Source organism: Streptomyces justiciae (assembly GCF_015163075.1).
Taxonomy (GTDB): domain Bacteria; phylum Actinomycetota; class Actinomycetes; order Streptomycetales; family Streptomycetaceae; genus Streptomyces; species Streptomyces justiciae.
This window is the reverse complement of the sequence record NZ_JADDXU010000002.1, coordinates 440,607-457,248: the sequence shown is the minus strand read 5'-3', so window position 1 is coordinate 457,248 and position 16,642 is coordinate 440,607. Positions and strand designations below refer to the sequence as shown.

The 16,642-nt window shown below is 73.4% G+C and carries 8 protein-coding genes; 3 read left to right on the top strand and 5 right to left on the bottom strand.

The features are described 5' to 3' along the window. Positions 1–98: 98 nt before the first annotated feature. Complete coding sequence (locus IQ210_RS06085) at positions 99–503, top strand: hypothetical protein (protein ID WP_194077804.1); 405 nt, start codon at positions 99–101, stop codon at positions 501–503. 13 nt (positions 504–516) lie between these two features. Here IQ210_RS06085 and IQ210_RS06080 read toward each other — a convergent pair whose 3' ends face one another. Both IQ210_RS06080 and IQ210_RS06075 read right to left on the bottom strand, forming a co-directional pair. Further along, complete coding sequence (locus IQ210_RS06080; protein ID WP_194077803.1) at positions 517–1,371, bottom strand: hypothetical protein; 855 nt, start codon at positions 1,369–1,371, stop codon at positions 517–519. Positions 1,372–1,438: 67 nt separating this feature from the next. Beyond that, positions 1,439–3,220, bottom strand: a complete 1,782-nt coding sequence (locus tag IQ210_RS06075) for a sigma-54-dependent Fis family transcriptional regulator (RefSeq protein WP_194077802.1) — start codon at positions 3,218–3,220, stop codon at positions 1,439–1,441. 157 nt (positions 3,221–3,377) lie between these two features. Between IQ210_RS06075 and IQ210_RS06070 the strand changes: the two genes are divergently transcribed. Continuing rightward, positions 3,378–5,147, top strand: coding sequence for an FAD-dependent oxidoreductase (locus IQ210_RS06070; RefSeq protein ID WP_194077801.1), 1,770 nt, complete (start codon positions 3,378–3,380; stop codon positions 5,145–5,147). Positions 5,148–5,199: 52 nt separating this feature from the next. After that, complete coding sequence (locus IQ210_RS06065) at positions 5,200–6,111, top strand: YceI family protein (protein ID WP_194077800.1); 912 nt, start codon at positions 5,200–5,202, stop codon at positions 6,109–6,111. Between the two features lie 6 nt (positions 6,112–6,117). Here the strand turns inward: IQ210_RS06065 and IQ210_RS06060 are convergent, their stop codons facing one another. The 3 genes from IQ210_RS06060 to IQ210_RS06050 all read right to left on the bottom strand — a co-directional run bounded on the left by IQ210_RS06060 (position 6,118) and on the right by IQ210_RS06050 (position 16,522). Next, positions 6,118–7,326: an MFS transporter gene (locus tag IQ210_RS06060; RefSeq protein ID WP_322656319.1), complete on the bottom strand. Its 1,209-nt coding sequence runs from the start codon at positions 7,324–7,326 to the stop codon at positions 6,118–6,120. 75 nt (positions 7,327–7,401) lie between these two features. Further along, positions 7,402–8,859 carry a tryptophan 7-halogenase gene (locus IQ210_RS06055; RefSeq protein WP_194077799.1) on the bottom strand — a complete coding sequence of 486 codons (1,458 nt, stop codon included), beginning with the start codon at positions 8,857–8,859 and terminating at the stop codon, positions 7,402–7,404. Between the two features lie 37 nt (positions 8,860–8,896). Beyond that, positions 8,897–16,522 carry a type I polyketide synthase gene (locus IQ210_RS06050; protein WP_194077798.1) on the bottom strand — a complete coding sequence of 2,542 codons (7,626 nt, stop codon included), beginning with the start codon at positions 16,520–16,522 and terminating at the stop codon, positions 8,897–8,899. Positions 16,523–16,642 lie beyond the last annotated feature (120 nt).

Here is a 16,642-nt window from a genome sequence, read left to right as displayed (position 1 = left end):
GTCCCGCGAGCGAGGTGAGGATGACAGGCGACTTGGCGAAGTTCCCCTGCCCGGTCTGCGGTCACCGGAGAACGGCCGCGCGCTGCTGGGAATGCGATGTGCGCGACTCCGGCGACCGTATCGGCCTGCACGACCTGGTGACGACGGTCGTGGTCACCGCGGCGGTGCAGCCCTTCGTGCAGGCCATCGCGAGCAAGGCCGGCGAGGAGGTCTGGCCCAAGATCGCGGGCCTGGTCCGGCCGGGTCGGCGCGAGGAACTCGGCCAGGGCGTCGAGGAGACCGGTCTCCTCGAAATCGCCGCACTCGACGGCCGCTTGGCCATCAGCATGCCCGAGCGGCTGCCACCGGAGGCCGCCCGGGACCTGCGGGACGTCGTGGCGACCCTCCAGGAGGCCGACGGGCGTTTTCGGATCTCGTACGACGCCCCGTCCCGGTCGTGGCACATCGCCCAGGCCGATCCGGGCCAGGCCCCCCGCACCGAGGACCGGCCGCCGGACACCTGACCGCGCCCGGGGCTCAACCGACACCGGCGATCCGGCGCGCGAGCGAGCCCGAGACCACCGACCCGACGACGATCCCCACCGTCAACAGCACCGGGCCGCTCCACACGGCATGCGCGGCCCAGGCGAACCCGCCCACGATCAACGGCCCGTACCAGACCACCGACCGCTGCCGGAACGGCTCCATGCTGAACTGCGTGGCGAGGAGGGCGAGGACGAACGCCACCGACGCCATGCCGAGGAAGACACCACGCGCGCTCTCGAAGCCTCCGCCGCCGACCGCGTAACCGGCCACGGCTCCCGCGACGGTGCCCGCGGCCAGCAGCAGGACGGCCCAAGTGTCGTGGATCTCCACGTAGTTGCGGGGGCTGTCGCGGTGGACGAGCTGCCAACCGCCCATGAACAGGTCCGGGAACGTGGACACCCCGACGAACGCCCCGATCACCGCGCCGGTCCAGCCCGCCAGCAGCAGCCCGATGAGCAGCCCGCTCACCAGCCCCACGACGACACCGGGCCCGATCATGTGGGTGCCGCCCTGCTCCTCCTCCGGGGTCGCGGCCGTGAAGGGGGCCGGAGAAGTGAAGCTGGTGCCGCCGTCCGGTGAGAGGTGGTCGGCGGTGCGCACGATGCGCCGCGCCTCACGGGGCGACACCAGGAGCGTGGTCAGCACCTTCATCAGGAACGCGTCGCGCTCCTCGGCCGTGTCAGGACCGGTGTGCGTCACACCGTTCCAGGCGGTCACGGCCCGCAGCCGGACGTAGCCCATGGTCTGGAAGGTGCCGGACTCCGGCAGATACATGTAGTACAGCGGCAGGTCGGCGTCGCGGTCGATGTGCAGCACCGATATCCGGTGCAGATCCTCGAACGACATGCGGCGCCACCCCCTCCGGCAGCCTCAGACGCCCACCCGGTCGTTGTACCCATCCCCTGACGACACCTCAAACCCGGTAGCCCCGCAGTTTCCGGTAGAGCGTCGCGCGGGCGATGCCCAGGGACGCCGCCGCTCGGGCCTTGTTGCCGCCGTGGAGGTGGAGGGCGTCCAGGATGGCGGACCGTTCGGCGAGTTCCATCGGGGTCAGCGGGCGGGGCGCCGGGCCTTCGCGTACGGCGTCCGGGAGTTCGGTACGGCGGACGGGGCCGGTCGTGCGGCGGTGTTCGGCCAACGTCCGGACCAGGTGGGCGAGTTCGGTGACGTTGCCGGGCCAGGGGTGCCGCTCCAGGGCACGCAGCGCATCGAGGGACCAGGTGAGCGGAGGACGTCCGGGCTCGGGGCGCGGGGTCAGGGAGGTGAGCAACTCCCGGATGTCCTCGGGGCGTTCACGGAGGGCGGGCAGCGTGACCGAGCGGGCCGCGAGGGTGTCCAGGAGGCGCTGGAGGCAGGGGCCCGGAGGGGCTCCGGGGGTGTACGTGGCGAGGAGCGGGACGTTCGGGTGAGCCGCGAGGAGGGAGTTGAGGGTCGCCGTGTCGGGCGGGGCGAGTCGCTCGACGTGGCGGACCAGGAGGGGGCGGCCGGTGCGCAACACGTCAGCGTGGGTGCCGAGTTCGGTCTCGGCCGCGTCCATGAGCAGGGCGTCGGCGGCCAGTTCGCGGGCGAGTGAGGTCTTCCCGGTGCCGCGTTCGCCGACCAGCAGCAGCGGCTCGCTGGACGTGGCCATTTCCAGGGCCCGCCCGACCGCGTGCCGCCACGGCACGGAACGCCCGGCCAGACCGAGGTCGCGTCTGTCGGCTGTGACCGGCGCCGGGCACCCCGACGACTCCAGCATCGCGACCGCGCCGATGACGGAACCCTGGTGGGAGACGGGGGTGAGGGAGACGGTGCCGCCTGGGCCGTCGGGGAGCATTGTCGGCTGCGCGGACCCGTCTGGGCTGTCCGGCTGCGCGGACCCGTCTGGGCCGTCCGCGAGCGCTGTCGGACGCCCGGACCCGGACTCCCGTATCAGCGCGACCGCCCTCCGCTCCAGCGCCTCCAGCCCCTCCGGCGACAACATCCGCCCCGCCGCCTCGCTCACGAGCCGGTTGCGGCCGTCCAACGCGACGACCGCCTGGCCCTTCTTCCCCGAGGCCCGCAAGTACGCGTCCAGCAGCGCCCGTTCGGCCGCCCGCGACCGAGAGAGAAGCTCGGTCTCGACGGCCGTCGCCACGGCCTCGGCCAGCGGAGCACCGGGATGCGGTCCGTATCCTGGTCCTTCCCCTCGCCCGCCGTACAACCCGGTAGCCACGGTCACCGTCCCCACGGTGTCCCCCGTCTCCGGCGCCCGCACCGGCACGCTCACCGCCGAGACGTCCTGCCAGCGGTCGAGGAAGTGCTCGGGCCCGTGCACCTCGGCGCGGCGGTGCGTGTGCAGGGCGAGGGCGGCGCTGTTGTGGCCGACCAGCTCCTCGGAGAGGTCCCGGCAGTGGTGGTCCGGCGCGAACCCGGACGCCCACAGCACCCGCAGCCGCGCGTCGGTGAGTACGAGGGAGGTCTCCCCGCCGCCGAGCGTCCCGGCGATCCGGTCGAGCACCGGGCGGGCCGCGGCCAGCAAGGGGGAGTCGGCGGTCCCGGACGCCGCCTCCGGCGCGGGGTCACCTACGTCGTGTCGTACGCCGAAGAACCGGGCACGCTTCCACGCGGCGAGGACGTCGTCCGGCACTCCGTCCGGCGGTTGCTGTCCGCGCAGGAACAGCTCCCGGGCACGGCGCAGCGAGGTGAGGGCGGTGGGGCGCTCTGCGGTGGTCATGGCACCGCTCAGCCTACGGGGAACGGTTGAACGCAAAACAACTACCCGAACGCAAAACAACTACCCGTCTGTCTCGTATTGAGACACCCACGGCCCGGCGACCCCCTTCATGATCTTGAAGAGCCGGTGCCTGTTCTCATTCCCTGGAGCGTCCCCCGTGACCCGCGTCCCCACCGCCGAGCCCGATGTCGTGACCGACGTACTCATCGTCGGCAGCGGTCCCGCGGGAGCCTCCGCCGCGCTCGCCCTCAGCACCTACGGCGTCCCCAACATGGTCGTCACCCGCTACGCGAGCCTGGCCGACACGCCCAGGGCGCACATCACCAACCAGCGCACCATGGAGGTGCTGCGCGACCTCGGTGTGGAGGACGAGGTCGTCGCGAAGGCGACCCCGCAGCACCTGATGGGCAATACGACCTTCTGCACGAGCCTGGCCGGCGAGGAACTGGGCCGGGTCCGCTCCTGGGGCAACGACCCGCTCGTGCAGGCCGCCCACGAGCTCGCCAGCCCCAGCCGCATGTGCGACATGCCCCAGCACCTCATGGAGCCGGTGCTCATGGACGCGGCCGTCGCGCGCGGCACGCACTTGCGCTTCTCCACCGTCTACAAGTCCTTCGTCCAGGACGACGACGGCGTGACGGTCACCGTCGAGGACCGGCTGCGCGGTGACGAGTACACGATCCGCGCCAAGTACCTCATCGGCGCCGACGGCGGCCGCAGCCAGGTCGCCGAGGACGCCGGGCTGCCGATGGGCGGCCAGATGGGCGTGGCCGGCAGCATCAACATCGTCTTCGACGCCGACCTGAGCAAGTACACCGCCCACCGCCCCTCCACCCTCTACTGGGTGCTCGCCCCCGGCGCCACGGTCGGCGGCATCGGCGCGGGCCTCGTGCGCTGCGTGCGGCCCTGGAACGAGTGGCTGATCGTGTGGGGGTACGACGTCACGGCCGGCGCCCCCGACCTGACGACCGAGTACGCCGAGTCGATCGTCCGCAAGCTGGTCGGAGACGACGACATACCGGTGACCATCAAGTCGTCCTCGGCCTGGACCGTCAACGAGATGTACGCCGAGACCTACTCCAACGGCCGCGTCTTCTGCGCCGGCGACGCCACGCACCGCCACCCGCCGTCCAACGGCCTCGGCTCCAACACCTCGATCCAGGACTCCTACAACCTGGCCTGGAAGCTCAAGCTCGTCCTCGACGGCACCGCCTCCCCGAAGCTCCTCGACACCTACACCGCCGAACGCGCCCCGATCGGCCGCCAGATCGTCACCCGCGCCAACAAGTCCATCGGCGAGACCGCCCCGATCTTCGAGGCGCTCGACGGACTCTCCCCGCAGACCCCCGAGCAGCTGTGGGCCAACATCGCCGCCCGCAAGGAGACCGGCGAGGCGGCCGAGAAGCAGCGGGCGCGGCTGCGCGAGGCCATCGCCTTCAAGGCGTACGAGTTCAACGCGCACGGCGTCGACCTCAATCAGCGTTACACCTCCGCCGCGATCGTCCCGGACGGCACCGCCGACCCCGGCTTCGACCGCGACCCCGAGCTCCACCACCAGCCCACGTCCCGCCCCGGCGCCAAGCTTCCGCACGCCTGGCTCACCTCCGGCACCCGGACGCTCTCCACCCTCGACACCGTGGGACAGGGCCGGTTCACGCTCGTCACGGGCATCGGCGGCGGCGCCTGGGTGCAGGCTGCCGCGAATCAGGACGTGGAGATCGCCACCGTGGTCATCGGCCCGGGGCAGCAGTACGAGGACCCGTACGGCGACTGGGCCCGCCTGAGCGAGGTGGCCGACGCCGGCGCGCTCCTCGTACGGCCGGACGGTTATGTCGCCTTCCGGCACGCGACGGCACCGGACTCCGCGGACGACGCCGAGCGCAGGCTCACCGAAGCGGTGCGGACGATCCTCGGGCATCACCGCTGACCCCCTTCCTCCCCCCACGCACCCACTGTCCCCCCACTGAAAGGTGAGACCCATGCCCCTCGGACTGCTCCGGCGGCGACTCAGGAGTGCCTCCGGAGGCGCCGCGGGCCACACGCTTCCCGTTCCGGCCGGTGCCGGTGTCCTCGTCCGCGAGGTCCTCGACCCGGTGAACCAGCCCCTGGGCGCCGCCGACGTGACCGTGACCGAACTCCGCAGCCACCAGGTCGTGGCGCGCGGCACCACGGACCCGTACGGAACGTTCCTGGCCGTGCTGCCGGCCGGCAGCTACAGCCTCATGGTCATGGCGGAGGGCCTGGAACCGCACCGCGAGACCGTCGAGGTCGCCGCCGACGCCGGTCTGTCCTCGCAGCGCGTCTGGCTCCAGCCCGCCCGGCAGGCCGAGCTCCCGGTCCCCGGCACCTGGCTCTTCGACCCGCCGCACACCGCGATCCGCTTCATCGCCAAGCACGTCGGCATGGCCCATGTGCACGGCCGGTTCGAACGCTTCGAGGGCGGCATCCAGGTCACCCAGGACGTCGCCGACTCCCGCGTCCATGTGCGGATCGACGCCGCCAGCATCACCACCGGCAACAACACCCGTGACAACCACCTGCGTTCGGCCGACTTCCTCGACGTCGAGCACTTCCCGTACATCGACTTCCGCAGCACCCGCTTCGCCTACCGCGGCGGCAGCAAGTGGTCCCTGCTCGGCACGCTGACCATGCACGGCGTGAGCCGCTCGGTGTCCCTGGACACGACGTACCTGGGCATGGTCAACGGCGGTTACGGCGAGGAGCTGCGCTGCGCCGCCCTCGCGAAGGCGGAGCTGCACCGCGAGGACTACACCCTCAACTGGCGTTCCATGCTGGCCCGGGGCATCGCGGTCGTCGGTCCCACGGTCCAGCTGGAGTTGGACGTACAGGCCATGTACCGCACCCACGACACACCGACCCCGCCGGAGTAACGCCCCTCACGCGGCCCGGTGTTGTCTGAAGGCGGGGAAGAACACCAGCAGCGCCAGCCCGGCCGTCACAGTCAGCAGCCCGCCGCCGGTGACGGCCCAGGTCGCCCCGAAAGAGGCGCCGGCCAGGCCGTGCACGAGGTCGCCCAGCCGTGGACCTCCCGCGGCGATCACGGTGTCGACGCCCTGGAGGCGGCCCCGCATCCCGTCCGGCACCGCGGACTGCAGGACCGACTTGCGGAACACACCCAGCGTCAGCAGCGCACCGCCCGCCACCACCAGCCAACCCGCCGCCACCACAAGCGAGTCGGCCAGCCCGAACGCTGCCAGCGCGAGCCCCCACACGCACACCGACACCGCGACCGCGACACCGTGCCGGGACGCACGGGTGAAGCCACCGGAGAACAGGGCCGCGAGCACGCCCCCGGCGGAGATCGCCGCGTACAGCACCCCGACGTTCGCCCCCGGGTACGTCTCCCTCGCCAACTGCGGGAACAGCGCGGCGGGCATGCCCAGGAGCAGCGCCGAGAAGTCGGCGAGATAGACGACCAGCAGCACTTGCCGGGCGGCGAGCAGCCGGAAGCCCGCGGCGAACTGCCGTGTTCCGGCGCCCTGTTCGGCGACGGGCGGGAGCGACGGCAGTCGCCACACGGCCCACAGCGTGACGCCGAGCGTCGCCGCGTCCGCGAGATACAGCGACGCGGCCCCGACGACCGGCAGCAGCCCGCCGGCCAGCAGCGGGCCGGCGATCCCGGCCGACCAGGACACCAGCGACTGCAACGTGTTCGCGGCGGGCAGCAGCTCACGCGGCACCAGGCGCGGGACGACCGCCCCGCTCACCGCCGCGTTGGCGCCGAACAACGCCTGCTGCACCCCCACCAGCGCCAGCAGCACCCCCGCCGACTCCAGCCGCGCCCACGCCTGCGCCCACAGCAGCAGCGACGTCAGAGCGATCCCGGCCGTGGTCGCCAGCAGCACCCGCCGCCGGTCCCGTACGTCCGCCAGCGTGCCGCCCCACAGCGCCGCGAGCGCCATCGGCGCGAACCCCACGAACCCGGCCAGCCCGACGTACGCCGAGGACCCGGTGAGGTCGTACAGCTGCATCGGCACGGCGACCGCGGTCAGTTGGGCGCCCAGTGTGGTCACCATGCCGCTCGCCCACAGCCGCCGGAACTCGGCCCGCCGCAACGGCCGTACGTCGATCAGCAGCCCGCGCACCCTCGCTCCTCCCGCAGCCCTCGGTACGCCGATGCTGCGGGTTCCCCTTCGGGCAAGGTCAACAGGTTGCCGTGGTCACACCTTGATCCAGGACAGTCCGTCCGGGGTGACGGCCAGCCCGTCCGGGGCCGCCGGGCCGGGGTCGTCGAGCGGACCGCCGTACAGGGCCTGCTCCTGAAGGTCGTTGCCGGTGCGGAAGGTCTCGCCGACGACCGGAGCGGAGAGGAGGGGGTTCATGCGCCCGTCCGATGTCGCCAACTCGCCTACCGCTCCGTCCAGTTGCGTGGCCGCCGTGTGCCAGTCCGTGCGGACCACCGCGGAGTCACGGGAGACCAGCCCGCCCGCCAGCTCGGCGAACGCCGCCGCCTCGCCGAGATCCACGTTGGTGATCTTCTTCGCCGACCAGAAGTACGAGTCCTCGTTGCGCTCCATGTCGTAGAAGGCGATGAGGAACTCGTAGAAGACGCGGTACTCGCGCCGGTAGCGCGCCTCGAACTCGGCGAAGCCCCGCTCCTCCGGCACACTGCCGTCCAGCGCCGCGTTCACCGCGCGGGCCGCCAACAGGGCGCCGTACGTGGCCAGATGGACTCCGGAGGACAGCACCGGGTCCACGAAGCAGGCGGCATCGCCGACGAGCGCCATGCCCGGCTTCCAGAAGGACTGCTTCCAGTACGACCAGTCCCGGCGCACCCGCACCTGGCCGTACGGCGCCTCGGTCGCCTCCGGAACGCCCGCCACCAGGCGGCTCACCTCCGGGCACGCCTCGATCATGTCCCGCCAGGCGCCCCGCGCGTCCCGCTGCACGGCGCCGATGTGCTCGGGCGAGATCACCGCGCCGACGCTCGTCAGGTCGTCGCGCAGCGGGATGTACCAGAGCCAGCCCGCGTCGAACGCGGCGCAGAAGATGTTGCCGCTGTTCGGCTCGGGAAGCCGGGCGCCGCCCGCGAAGTAGCCGAACACGGCGAGGTTGCGGAAGAAGTCGGAGTAGACGCGCCCGCCGCCGACGCCGGTGTGGATGCGGCTGGTGTTGCCGGACGCGTCGATGACGTACCGGGCGTACGCCGTACGGGAGTTGCCGTCCGCGTCGCTGAACTCCACGCCCCGCACCCGCTCTTCGTCGGCGACGACCCGCCGCACCGTGCTGCCCTCGCGCACCTCGGCACCGGCTCGCCGGGCGCCCCGCAGCAGGATCTCGTCGAAGCGTGAGCGCTCCACCTGGAAGGCGGTCGCGGTGGGTTCGGGGACGCGCGGGGTCATGGCGAAGGAGAACTGCCACGGCTCCGGATCACGGCCCCACCGCAGGGTGCCCCCGCGTTTGAGGGTGAAGCCGGCCTGCTGGACCTCGTCGGCGACGCCGAGGATGCGGCACAGGCCGTGCACGGTCGCGGGCAGCAGCGACTCGCCGATCTGGTAGCGCGGGAAGGTCTCGCGTTCCAGCAGCAGGACCCGGTGCCCGCGCAGGGCCACGGCGGTCGCGGCCGTCGAGCCGGCCGGTCCGCCGCCGACGACGATCAGGTCGTACTCCTGGGTCATGCGTCAACTCCTGCGGTCTGGTGGTCGTTTCGGTCGCTCATGCCGGCAGCCAGGCGCGCATCGCCGCGGCCGTGGTGTCGGCGTCGTGGTGGACGAGGGTGTAGTGGTCGCCGGGGACGTCGACGGCCTGGTGGGGGAGCGGCCAGCGCGGCTGCCAGTCGGCCTTGGGGGCGATGCGGAGCATCTGCGCGGTCGGGCGGCCCCGTACCAGCAGGGTCGGGACGGGAGAGGGCTCCGGCTCCCAGTTCTCCAGCACCCGTGCGTAGCCTCCGCCCGCGATCAGCAGCGAGTCGTCGAACTCGACCACGACGTCGTCCGGCAGTTCGGCACCGGCGGCCATCAGCGCCAACGCCCGCTCGTCGTCCCGACGCAGCACACCGGCGTGTCCGTCGAGCAGGATCAGCCCCGCCGGCGGCTCCCCGGCCCGCGCGAGCTCCCGCGCCACGGCGTGCGCGATCGCGCCGCCCGCGCAGTAGCCGACGAGGACGACCGGACTGTTCGCCGACAAGGTCCGCACGGTGTCGACATGCGTCCTGACGACCGCGTCCACGTCCTCCGGAACGGCTCGGCGGGTGCCGAATCCCGGGTGCTCCAGCAGGAACAGGTCGCGTTCGCCGTCGAACTGCTTGGCCAGCCCGGCGGGAACGCGGTGGTACGGCGTGAGGTAGTCCGGGACGTAGGCCAGGGCCGTGCCCGCGCCCTGGGCCAGCCGGACCGGCGGGACGGCATGCCGGGCGCGGTCGGCGGCGGAGAAGGAGGGGAGGGCGTGGGAGGCGAGGTAGCGCAGGCCCATGGCCTCCAACGGGCCGCGTTCGCGGAGGACTTGGTGGTACAGGGGGCCGAAACGGTAGGAGGCCGGTTCGTCCCCTGCGACCTCCGCTCCGGCATCCGGCAACACCTGACGCAGCGCTTCGTGCACATGCGCGGCCAGCGCGGGCAGCGTCGGATGGTCGAACACGATCGACGGCGCCAACCGAACCCGCGTGAACGCGCTCAGCCGGTTGCGGAACTGCACCGCCGTCAGCGAGTCGAAGCCGAGTTCGGTGAAGGCCCGCTCGACGGGGAAGGACGCGGCGTCCGGGAAGCCCAGCACCAGGGCCAGTTCGGCGCGCATCAACTCGACGAGCACTGCCTCGCGTTCGTCCACCGGCGCGGCGGCGAGCCGCTCACGCCAGGCACCGGGCGCCTGCGCGGGAACGGTGGTGGCGGGGGCGGCCGCCGGACGGCGCGGCAGCAGATCCGTGAGCACCGGCGGCGCGGTCTGCGCGCGGAGCGCCGTCAGGTCCAACGCGAGCGGCACGAGGACCGGCTCCGAGGTCCGCGACGCCCGGTCGAGCAGGCCGATGCTCTTCTCCTCGCCGACGGACAGGACACCCCCGTCGGTGAGTCGGTGCGGAGCGACCTGGGCTGCCATGCCCTCGTCGTCGGCCGTGGTCCAGGGTCCCCAGGCCAGCGACTGCGCGGGCAGCCCCTGGGCGGTGCGATGGCGGGCCAGCGCGTCCAGGAAACCGTTGGCGGCCGCGTAGTTGGCCTGTCCGGGGCGGCCCAGCACGCCCGCCGCCGAGGAGTAGAGCACGAACGCGGACAGCCCGAGATCCTTGGTGGCCTCGTGCAGATGCCAGGCCCCGTCCGCCTTCGGCGCGAGCACGGCCGCGAGCCGCTCCGGCGTCAGGCCGTCCACCACACCGTCGTCCACGACACCGGAGAGATGGAACACGGCGGTCAACTTCGGCCCACAGGCCGCCACCAGGGTATCGACAGCGTCCTGGTTGCTCACATCGCAGGCCATCACCCGTACCGCCGCCCCGAGTTCGGCGACCCACGCCGGCGTACGACCGCTCCGCCCGGCCAACACCAGCTGACGCACCCCGTGCCGGTCGACGAGGTGCCGGGCGAGGCTCGCCCCGAGCGCCCCGGTGCCGCCGGTGATCAGCACCGTGCCGTCGGGATCGAGAACGGGCGCCTCGGTCTCGACGGTGGACGGCACGGCGGTCAGCCGGGGCACGAGCACGGCACCGTCGCGCAGGGTGACCTGCGGTTCGCCGGTCCGCAGTGCCGCCTCCAGGTCCGCCGGGGACGCCGGGCCCCCGCGCCGGTCGACCAGCACGATCCGGCCGGGATGCTCGGACTGGGCACTGCGCACGAGCCCGGCCACCGCCGCCTCGGCCGGGTCGGGATCGTCGCCGGTCGCGTTGTGGGTGAGGATCAGCAGCCGCCCCGGGCGCGCGTCGGCGACCCACTCCTGAATCCGCGCGAGCGTTCCGCCGAGCAGGCTCCGCACGCGGGCAGGCGTGTCTGCGTCCGTGCCCGACCTCTTCACGTCGAACACCTCATGGCGCGCGTCGGCGTTGCCGGAAGCCGTCGCCGGAAGCCATGCCAGACGGTACAACTCGCCGTGTGCGACCGGGCGTTGGGGCGGCAGCACCCGGGTGACCATCGACTCGACCGCGGCAAGCGGCTGCCCGGTGGGGTCGGTGAGCGTCACCCGGAACTCGTCCGGGCCGAGCCGTTCCAGGTGGGCCCGGGCGCTGGTGGCGCCGGTGGCGTACACCGTGAGCCCGGCGCAGGTGAGCGGGACCCGTGCCTCGCCGGGGCCGTCGGCCAGGAGTGCCGCGTGCAGGGCCGCGTCGAGCAGCGCGGGGTGCAGGGTGTAGGAACCCGCGGTCGCCGCTTCCCTTGGCGGCAGGGCCAGTTCGGCGTACAGGGAGGTGCCCCGACGCCAGAGACCGGTCACCGCCCGGAAAGCCGGTCCGTAGTCGTGACCGTGAGCCGCGAGCCGGTCGTAGTCGACCGGGAGCCGCTCGGCACCGGCGGGCGGCCACACCCGGAGCGGTACGACGGGCGCCGCGCCGACCGGGGCGATCGTCGCCGTCGCATGCCGCGTCCACGTCTCGCCCTCCCGCGCCCAGACCGCGACCGGCCGGTTCCCCGCCTCGTCCGGACCGCCGGTCACGACCTGCACACGCACCGGCTCGGACTCCGGCAGCACCAACGGCTCCCGGAAGGCCAGTTCGGCCAGGCGTACGGGCCCGGACGCCCCGGCCGCATGACACGCCAGCTCGGCGAAGGCCGCCGCAGGCAGCAGCACCCGGCCGCCGATCACATGGTCGGCGAGCCAGGACTGCCGTACGGCGGACAGCACCCCGGCGTGCCGCACGCCGGGCCCGTCGGCGTCCGGCTGAGCCTCGCCCAGCACCGGATGGCCGGCCGCGACCGGATGCCGTACCGCATGCAGCCAGTAGCGCTGCCGCTGGAACGGGTACGTCGGCAACGCGCGCCGCCGCGCACCACTGCCCGCGTACACCGACCGCCAGTCGACCGGCACCCCGTGCACCTGGAGGGCGGCCAGTGCCGCGAGCGTTCCCTGCGCATCGGCGCACGACGTGAACACCGAGCCCGACTCCGGTACGACGCACCCCTCGGCCGCCACACTCAGGGCGGCGGCGGGACCGGCTTCGACGAACGCCGTCACGCCCGCCTCCGCCAGCCAGCTCACCGCGTCGGCGAACCGGACGGTCTCGCGCACCTGCCGTACCCAGTGGTCGGCGGTGGCGAGCGCGTCCGGCTCGGGGCGGCCGGTGACCGTGGAGACCACCGGCACGGACGGCCGCCGGTACGTCACGGTCTCGGCGACGGCACGGAATTTGGCCAGCATCGGATCGAGCAGCGGAGAGTGGAAGGCGTGGCTCACCCGGAGCCGGGTGCTGTGCCCGCCGAGCGAGGCGGCCAGCGCGGTCACCGCGGCCTCGTCGCCGGACACCACTACCGACGTCGGCCCGTTGACGGCCGCGATCGCCACCCGGCCGGGCGTCTCGGCGAGCCTGCGCGCGACCTCCGCCTCCGGCGCCCGCACCGCGACCATCGCGCCGCCCTCGGGCAGGGCCGCCATCAGCCGGCCCCGCGCGGCCACGAGCCGGACCGCGTCGGCCAGCGAGAACACGCCCGCGAGATGGGCGGCGGCCAGCTCGCCGATCGAGTGGCCGACCAGGTAGTCAGGGCGTACACCCCACTCCGCGAGCAGCCTGTGCAGGGCGACCTCGAAGGCGAACAGCGCGGGCTGTGCGTAGTCCGTGCGGTCCAGTAGATCGCCGTCGTGGTCGTCGATCACCTCACGCAGCGGCCGGTCCAGCAGCGGGTCGAACAGCTCGCACACCTCGGTGAAGGCGGCGTCGAACGCCGGGAAGGCGGCGGCCAGTTCGCGCCCCATCCCGGCCCGCTGCGTGCCCTGGCCTGCGCACAGCAGCGCCAGCTTCGGGGTGCCGCGCACCGTGCCTTTCAGCAGCCCGGGGCTGTCCTCGCCCGCTGCCAATCGGCGCAGACCCGCGAGGAGTTCGGCGGTGCTGTCGCCCAGCACAGCCGCTCGGTGGGGGAGGGGTGTCCTCGTGGTCGCCAGCGAGAACGCCACGTCCAGCGCGTCCTCGTCCGTGACGTCCGCCAGCGTCTCCGCCAACTTCGCGGCGTGCGCCCGCAGTCCGGCCTCGTCGCCGCCGCTGACCAGCCAAGGGGCGGCGGCCACAAGGCGGTTCTCGACGCCGACCGCGGCCTGCGACGGTGGCTCTTCGAGGATGAGATGGGCGTTGGTGCCGCCGATGCCGAACGACGACACGGCCGCCCGGCGCGGCCGGTCGCGGTGCGGCCACGGTCGCGGGCGGTCGAGGAGTCGTACCGCCCCCTCGGTCCAGTCCACGTGCGGCGACGGCTCTTCCGCGTACAGGGAGCGGGGGAGTTCGCCGTGGCGCATCGCCTCGATCATCTTGATCACTCCGGCCACTCCGGCGGCGGCCTGCGAGTGTCCGAGGTTGGACTTGACCGAGCCCAGCCAGACGGGGTCGGCCGGGTCGCGGTCCTGGCCGTAGGTGGCCAGGAGGGCGCCCGCCTCGATCGGGTCGCCGAGTGCCGTGCCCGTGCCGTGGCCCTCGACCACGTCGATGTCGGCCGGGCCGAGGCCCGCGTCGGCCAGCGCCAGGCGGATGAGGTCGCGCTGGGCCTCGCCGTTGGGGGCCGTGAGGCCGTTGGACGCGCCGTCGGAGTTCACCGCGGACCCACGCAGCACCGCCAGCACCGGGTGGCCGTTGCGCCGGGCGTCCGACAGCTTCTCCAGCAGCACCAGGCCGACACCCTCGGCCCACGCGGTGCCCTCCGCGCCTGCCGCGAACGACCGGCACCGGCCGTCCGCCGACAGCCCGCGCTGCCTGCTGAACGCGATGAACGGCTGCGGACTCGACAGCACCGTCACCCCGCCGGCCAGCGCGAGCGTGCACTCACCCGCCCGCAGCGCCTTGGCGGCCAGGTCCATCGCGACCAGCGACGACGAACACGCCGTGTCCACGGTCATGGCCGGACCGCGCAGGCCGAGGACGTACGAGATCCGCCCCGAGGCGACACTGCCCGACGAGCCGATGCCGATGTGCGACTCCAGCTCGTGCGGCGAGAGCCCGGTGCCGTACCCGGCGTGCATCAGGCCCACGAACACGCCGGTCGCGCTGCCGCGCAGCGACGGCGCGGGGATGCCGGCGCGCTCCAGCGTCTCCCATGCGACCTCCAGCAGCAGGCGGTGCTGTGGGTCCATCGCCAGGGCCTCGCGCGGCGAGATGCCGAAGAAGAGCGGGTCGAAGTCGGCCGCGCCATCGAGGAAGCCGCCGCGGCGGGTGTACGTCGTGCCGAGCCGGTCGGGGTCGGGATCGTGCAGGGCGTCGACGTCCCAGCCGCGGTCAGTGGGGAAGTCGCCCGTGGCGTCCACACCGTCGGAGACCAGCCGCCACAGGTCCTCCGGGGAGCTCACCCCGCCCGGGTAGCGGCAGCCGACGGCCACGATCGCCACCGGCTCGGCCTCCGGGCCGCGCGGCGGCGGGACCGTCGCCGCTGTCTCGCCGGTCATCCGGGTGTCCAGGTGGGCGGCGACCGCGGCCGGGGTCGGGTGGTCCCAGACCAGGGTCGCCGGCAGCCGCAGTCCGGTGCGCAGGCTGAGCCGGTGCCACAGGGTCATGGCATCCATCGAGGTCAGCCCGAGATCGGCGAACGCGGTGCCGGGATCGGCGACCGTGCCCCGGATCGCCTCGGCCTCCCGGCACACCAACTCCGTGAGCGCGGACCGCCGTTCACCGGCGGTCAGACCGGCCAGCCCCGCGAGGTCCGGCGCCGGGGGCCGCTCGGCGAGCGTCTCGCGCAGCACCGCCCGCCGCGGCTTGCCCGCCGCCGTGCGCGGGACGGCCGGCGTGAACAGGACCTCCTCGGGCACCTTGTGCGCCGACAGCACGGCGGCGCACTCGCGCAGCAGACCGGCGGGGTCCAGGGACTCCTCCGCCGGGACCACGAACGCCACCGGGACCTCACCCAGCAGCGGATGCGCCCGCGCCACCACGGCCGCGTCCCGCACCCCGGGCAGACCGCGCAGCACCCGCTCGACCTCGGCCGGATCGACGTTCTCGCCGCCCCGCACGATCCGGTCGTTGAGCCGTCCGGTGACGGTCAGACTGCCGCCCGCCCCGAGCCGCCCCAGGTCACCGGTGCGATACCAGCCCTCGCGCAGGGCGTCGGCGTCCGCCTCGGGCCGGTTGTGGTAGCCGAGCATGACGCCGGGGCCGCGCACCCAGATCTCGCCCTCGCCGCCCACGACGTCCAAGCCGCTGTCCGGGTCGACCAGGCGGACGTCCATGCCGGGCACCGGCGTTCCGCTGCTCCCCGGCACCCGTGGCCCGTCGAGCGACTCCATGGCGATCTTGCCGCAGGTCTCGGTGGAGCCGTACCCGTCCAGGAGCGGCGCCCCGAACCGCCGCTCCACCTGCTCCCGCAGCTCCGGGTCGCTCGGCGCGCCCGCGGTGACGCACACCCGAAGCGAGGGCACCGCGCCGAGGCCGGTGTCGAGGAGCTGCCGGAAGGTGAGCGGCACCCCGCCGAGCACGGTCGGCTCGAACTCGCCGATCAGCCGGGTGAGTTGGGAGGGGCCGGGGGTCGAGGTGATGCGTGCGCTCGCCCCGGCCACGGTCGTGCCCAGCACGCACAGCGAGTGGGCGTAGGTGTGGGCGAGCGGCAGGGGCCAGAGGACCCGGTCCGTGGCGGTCAGTCCGAGCCGGGGCAGATAGCACGCGAACGAGGACCAGAGTGCGGAGCGTTGACTGGACACGGCCGCCGTGGGGGTGCCCGAGGTGCCGGACGTGTAGAGCAGCCAGGCGGGTTCGTCCGGACCGAGGTCGTCTCGGGGCTCGGCCCGCTGCCCCGAGAGCAGATCCTCGAAGTGCGACGCGCCCTCCGGTACGGGTCCCTCGCCGATCACCACCAGCCGCACCGGCCGCCCCGCGACCATCCCGGCGATCCGAGGCAACCGCCGCTGGTCGGTGACCACCACGGCCGGGTCGCAGTCCGCCAACAGCTGGGCCAGCTCGGTGTGCGTGGCACGCGGCGGCAACGGCACCCCGACTGCCGCCGCACGCACGGTCGCCAGGAGACCCTCGACCAGCTCCACGCCGTTGTCGAGGAAGAACGCCACCCGGGTGCCGCGCCCGACCGCGAGTCCGGTCGCCAACCGTGCGGTCCTGCGGTCGAGTTCGGCCCAGCTCACCTCGCGCCGGTCGTCGGCGAACGCGAGCTTCTCGCCGTACCGTACGGCGTTCTCCGCGAGGAGCTCCGGCACCGGCCGAACCCTGATCGCATCCGCCACACCCATCGGGCCTCCTGTCGAGGGGACTCCGCTCCGCGGCGGATCTTGGAGCAGCCTATGTCGGGCCGTCCCAACGACGCGCCAAACCCTGACCAGTTGAGCCGGCGTGCGCGGCCTTCGACAGAG

What these genes read in the sequence shown, in the direction of transcription:
- IQ210_RS06075 (WP_194077802.1), bottom strand. Translation starts at nt 3,220, where the DNA reads ATGACCACCGCAGAGCGCCCCACCGCCCTCACCTCGCTGCGCCGTGCC.
- IQ210_RS06055 (WP_194077799.1), bottom strand. Translation starts at nt 8,859, where the DNA reads ATGACCCAGGAGTACGACCTGATCGTCGTCGGCGGCGGACCGGCCGGC.
- IQ210_RS06050 (WP_194077798.1), bottom strand. Translation starts at nt 16,522, where the DNA reads ATGGGTGTGGCGGATGCGATCAGGGTTCGGCCGGTGCCGGAGCTCCTC.
- IQ210_RS06080 (WP_194077803.1), bottom strand. Translation starts at nt 1,371, where the DNA reads ATGTCGTTCGAGGATCTGCACCGGATATCGGTGCTGCACATCGACCGC.
- IQ210_RS06065 (WP_194077800.1), top strand. Translation starts at nt 5,200, where the DNA reads ATGCCCCTCGGACTGCTCCGGCGGCGACTCAGGAGTGCCTCCGGAGGC.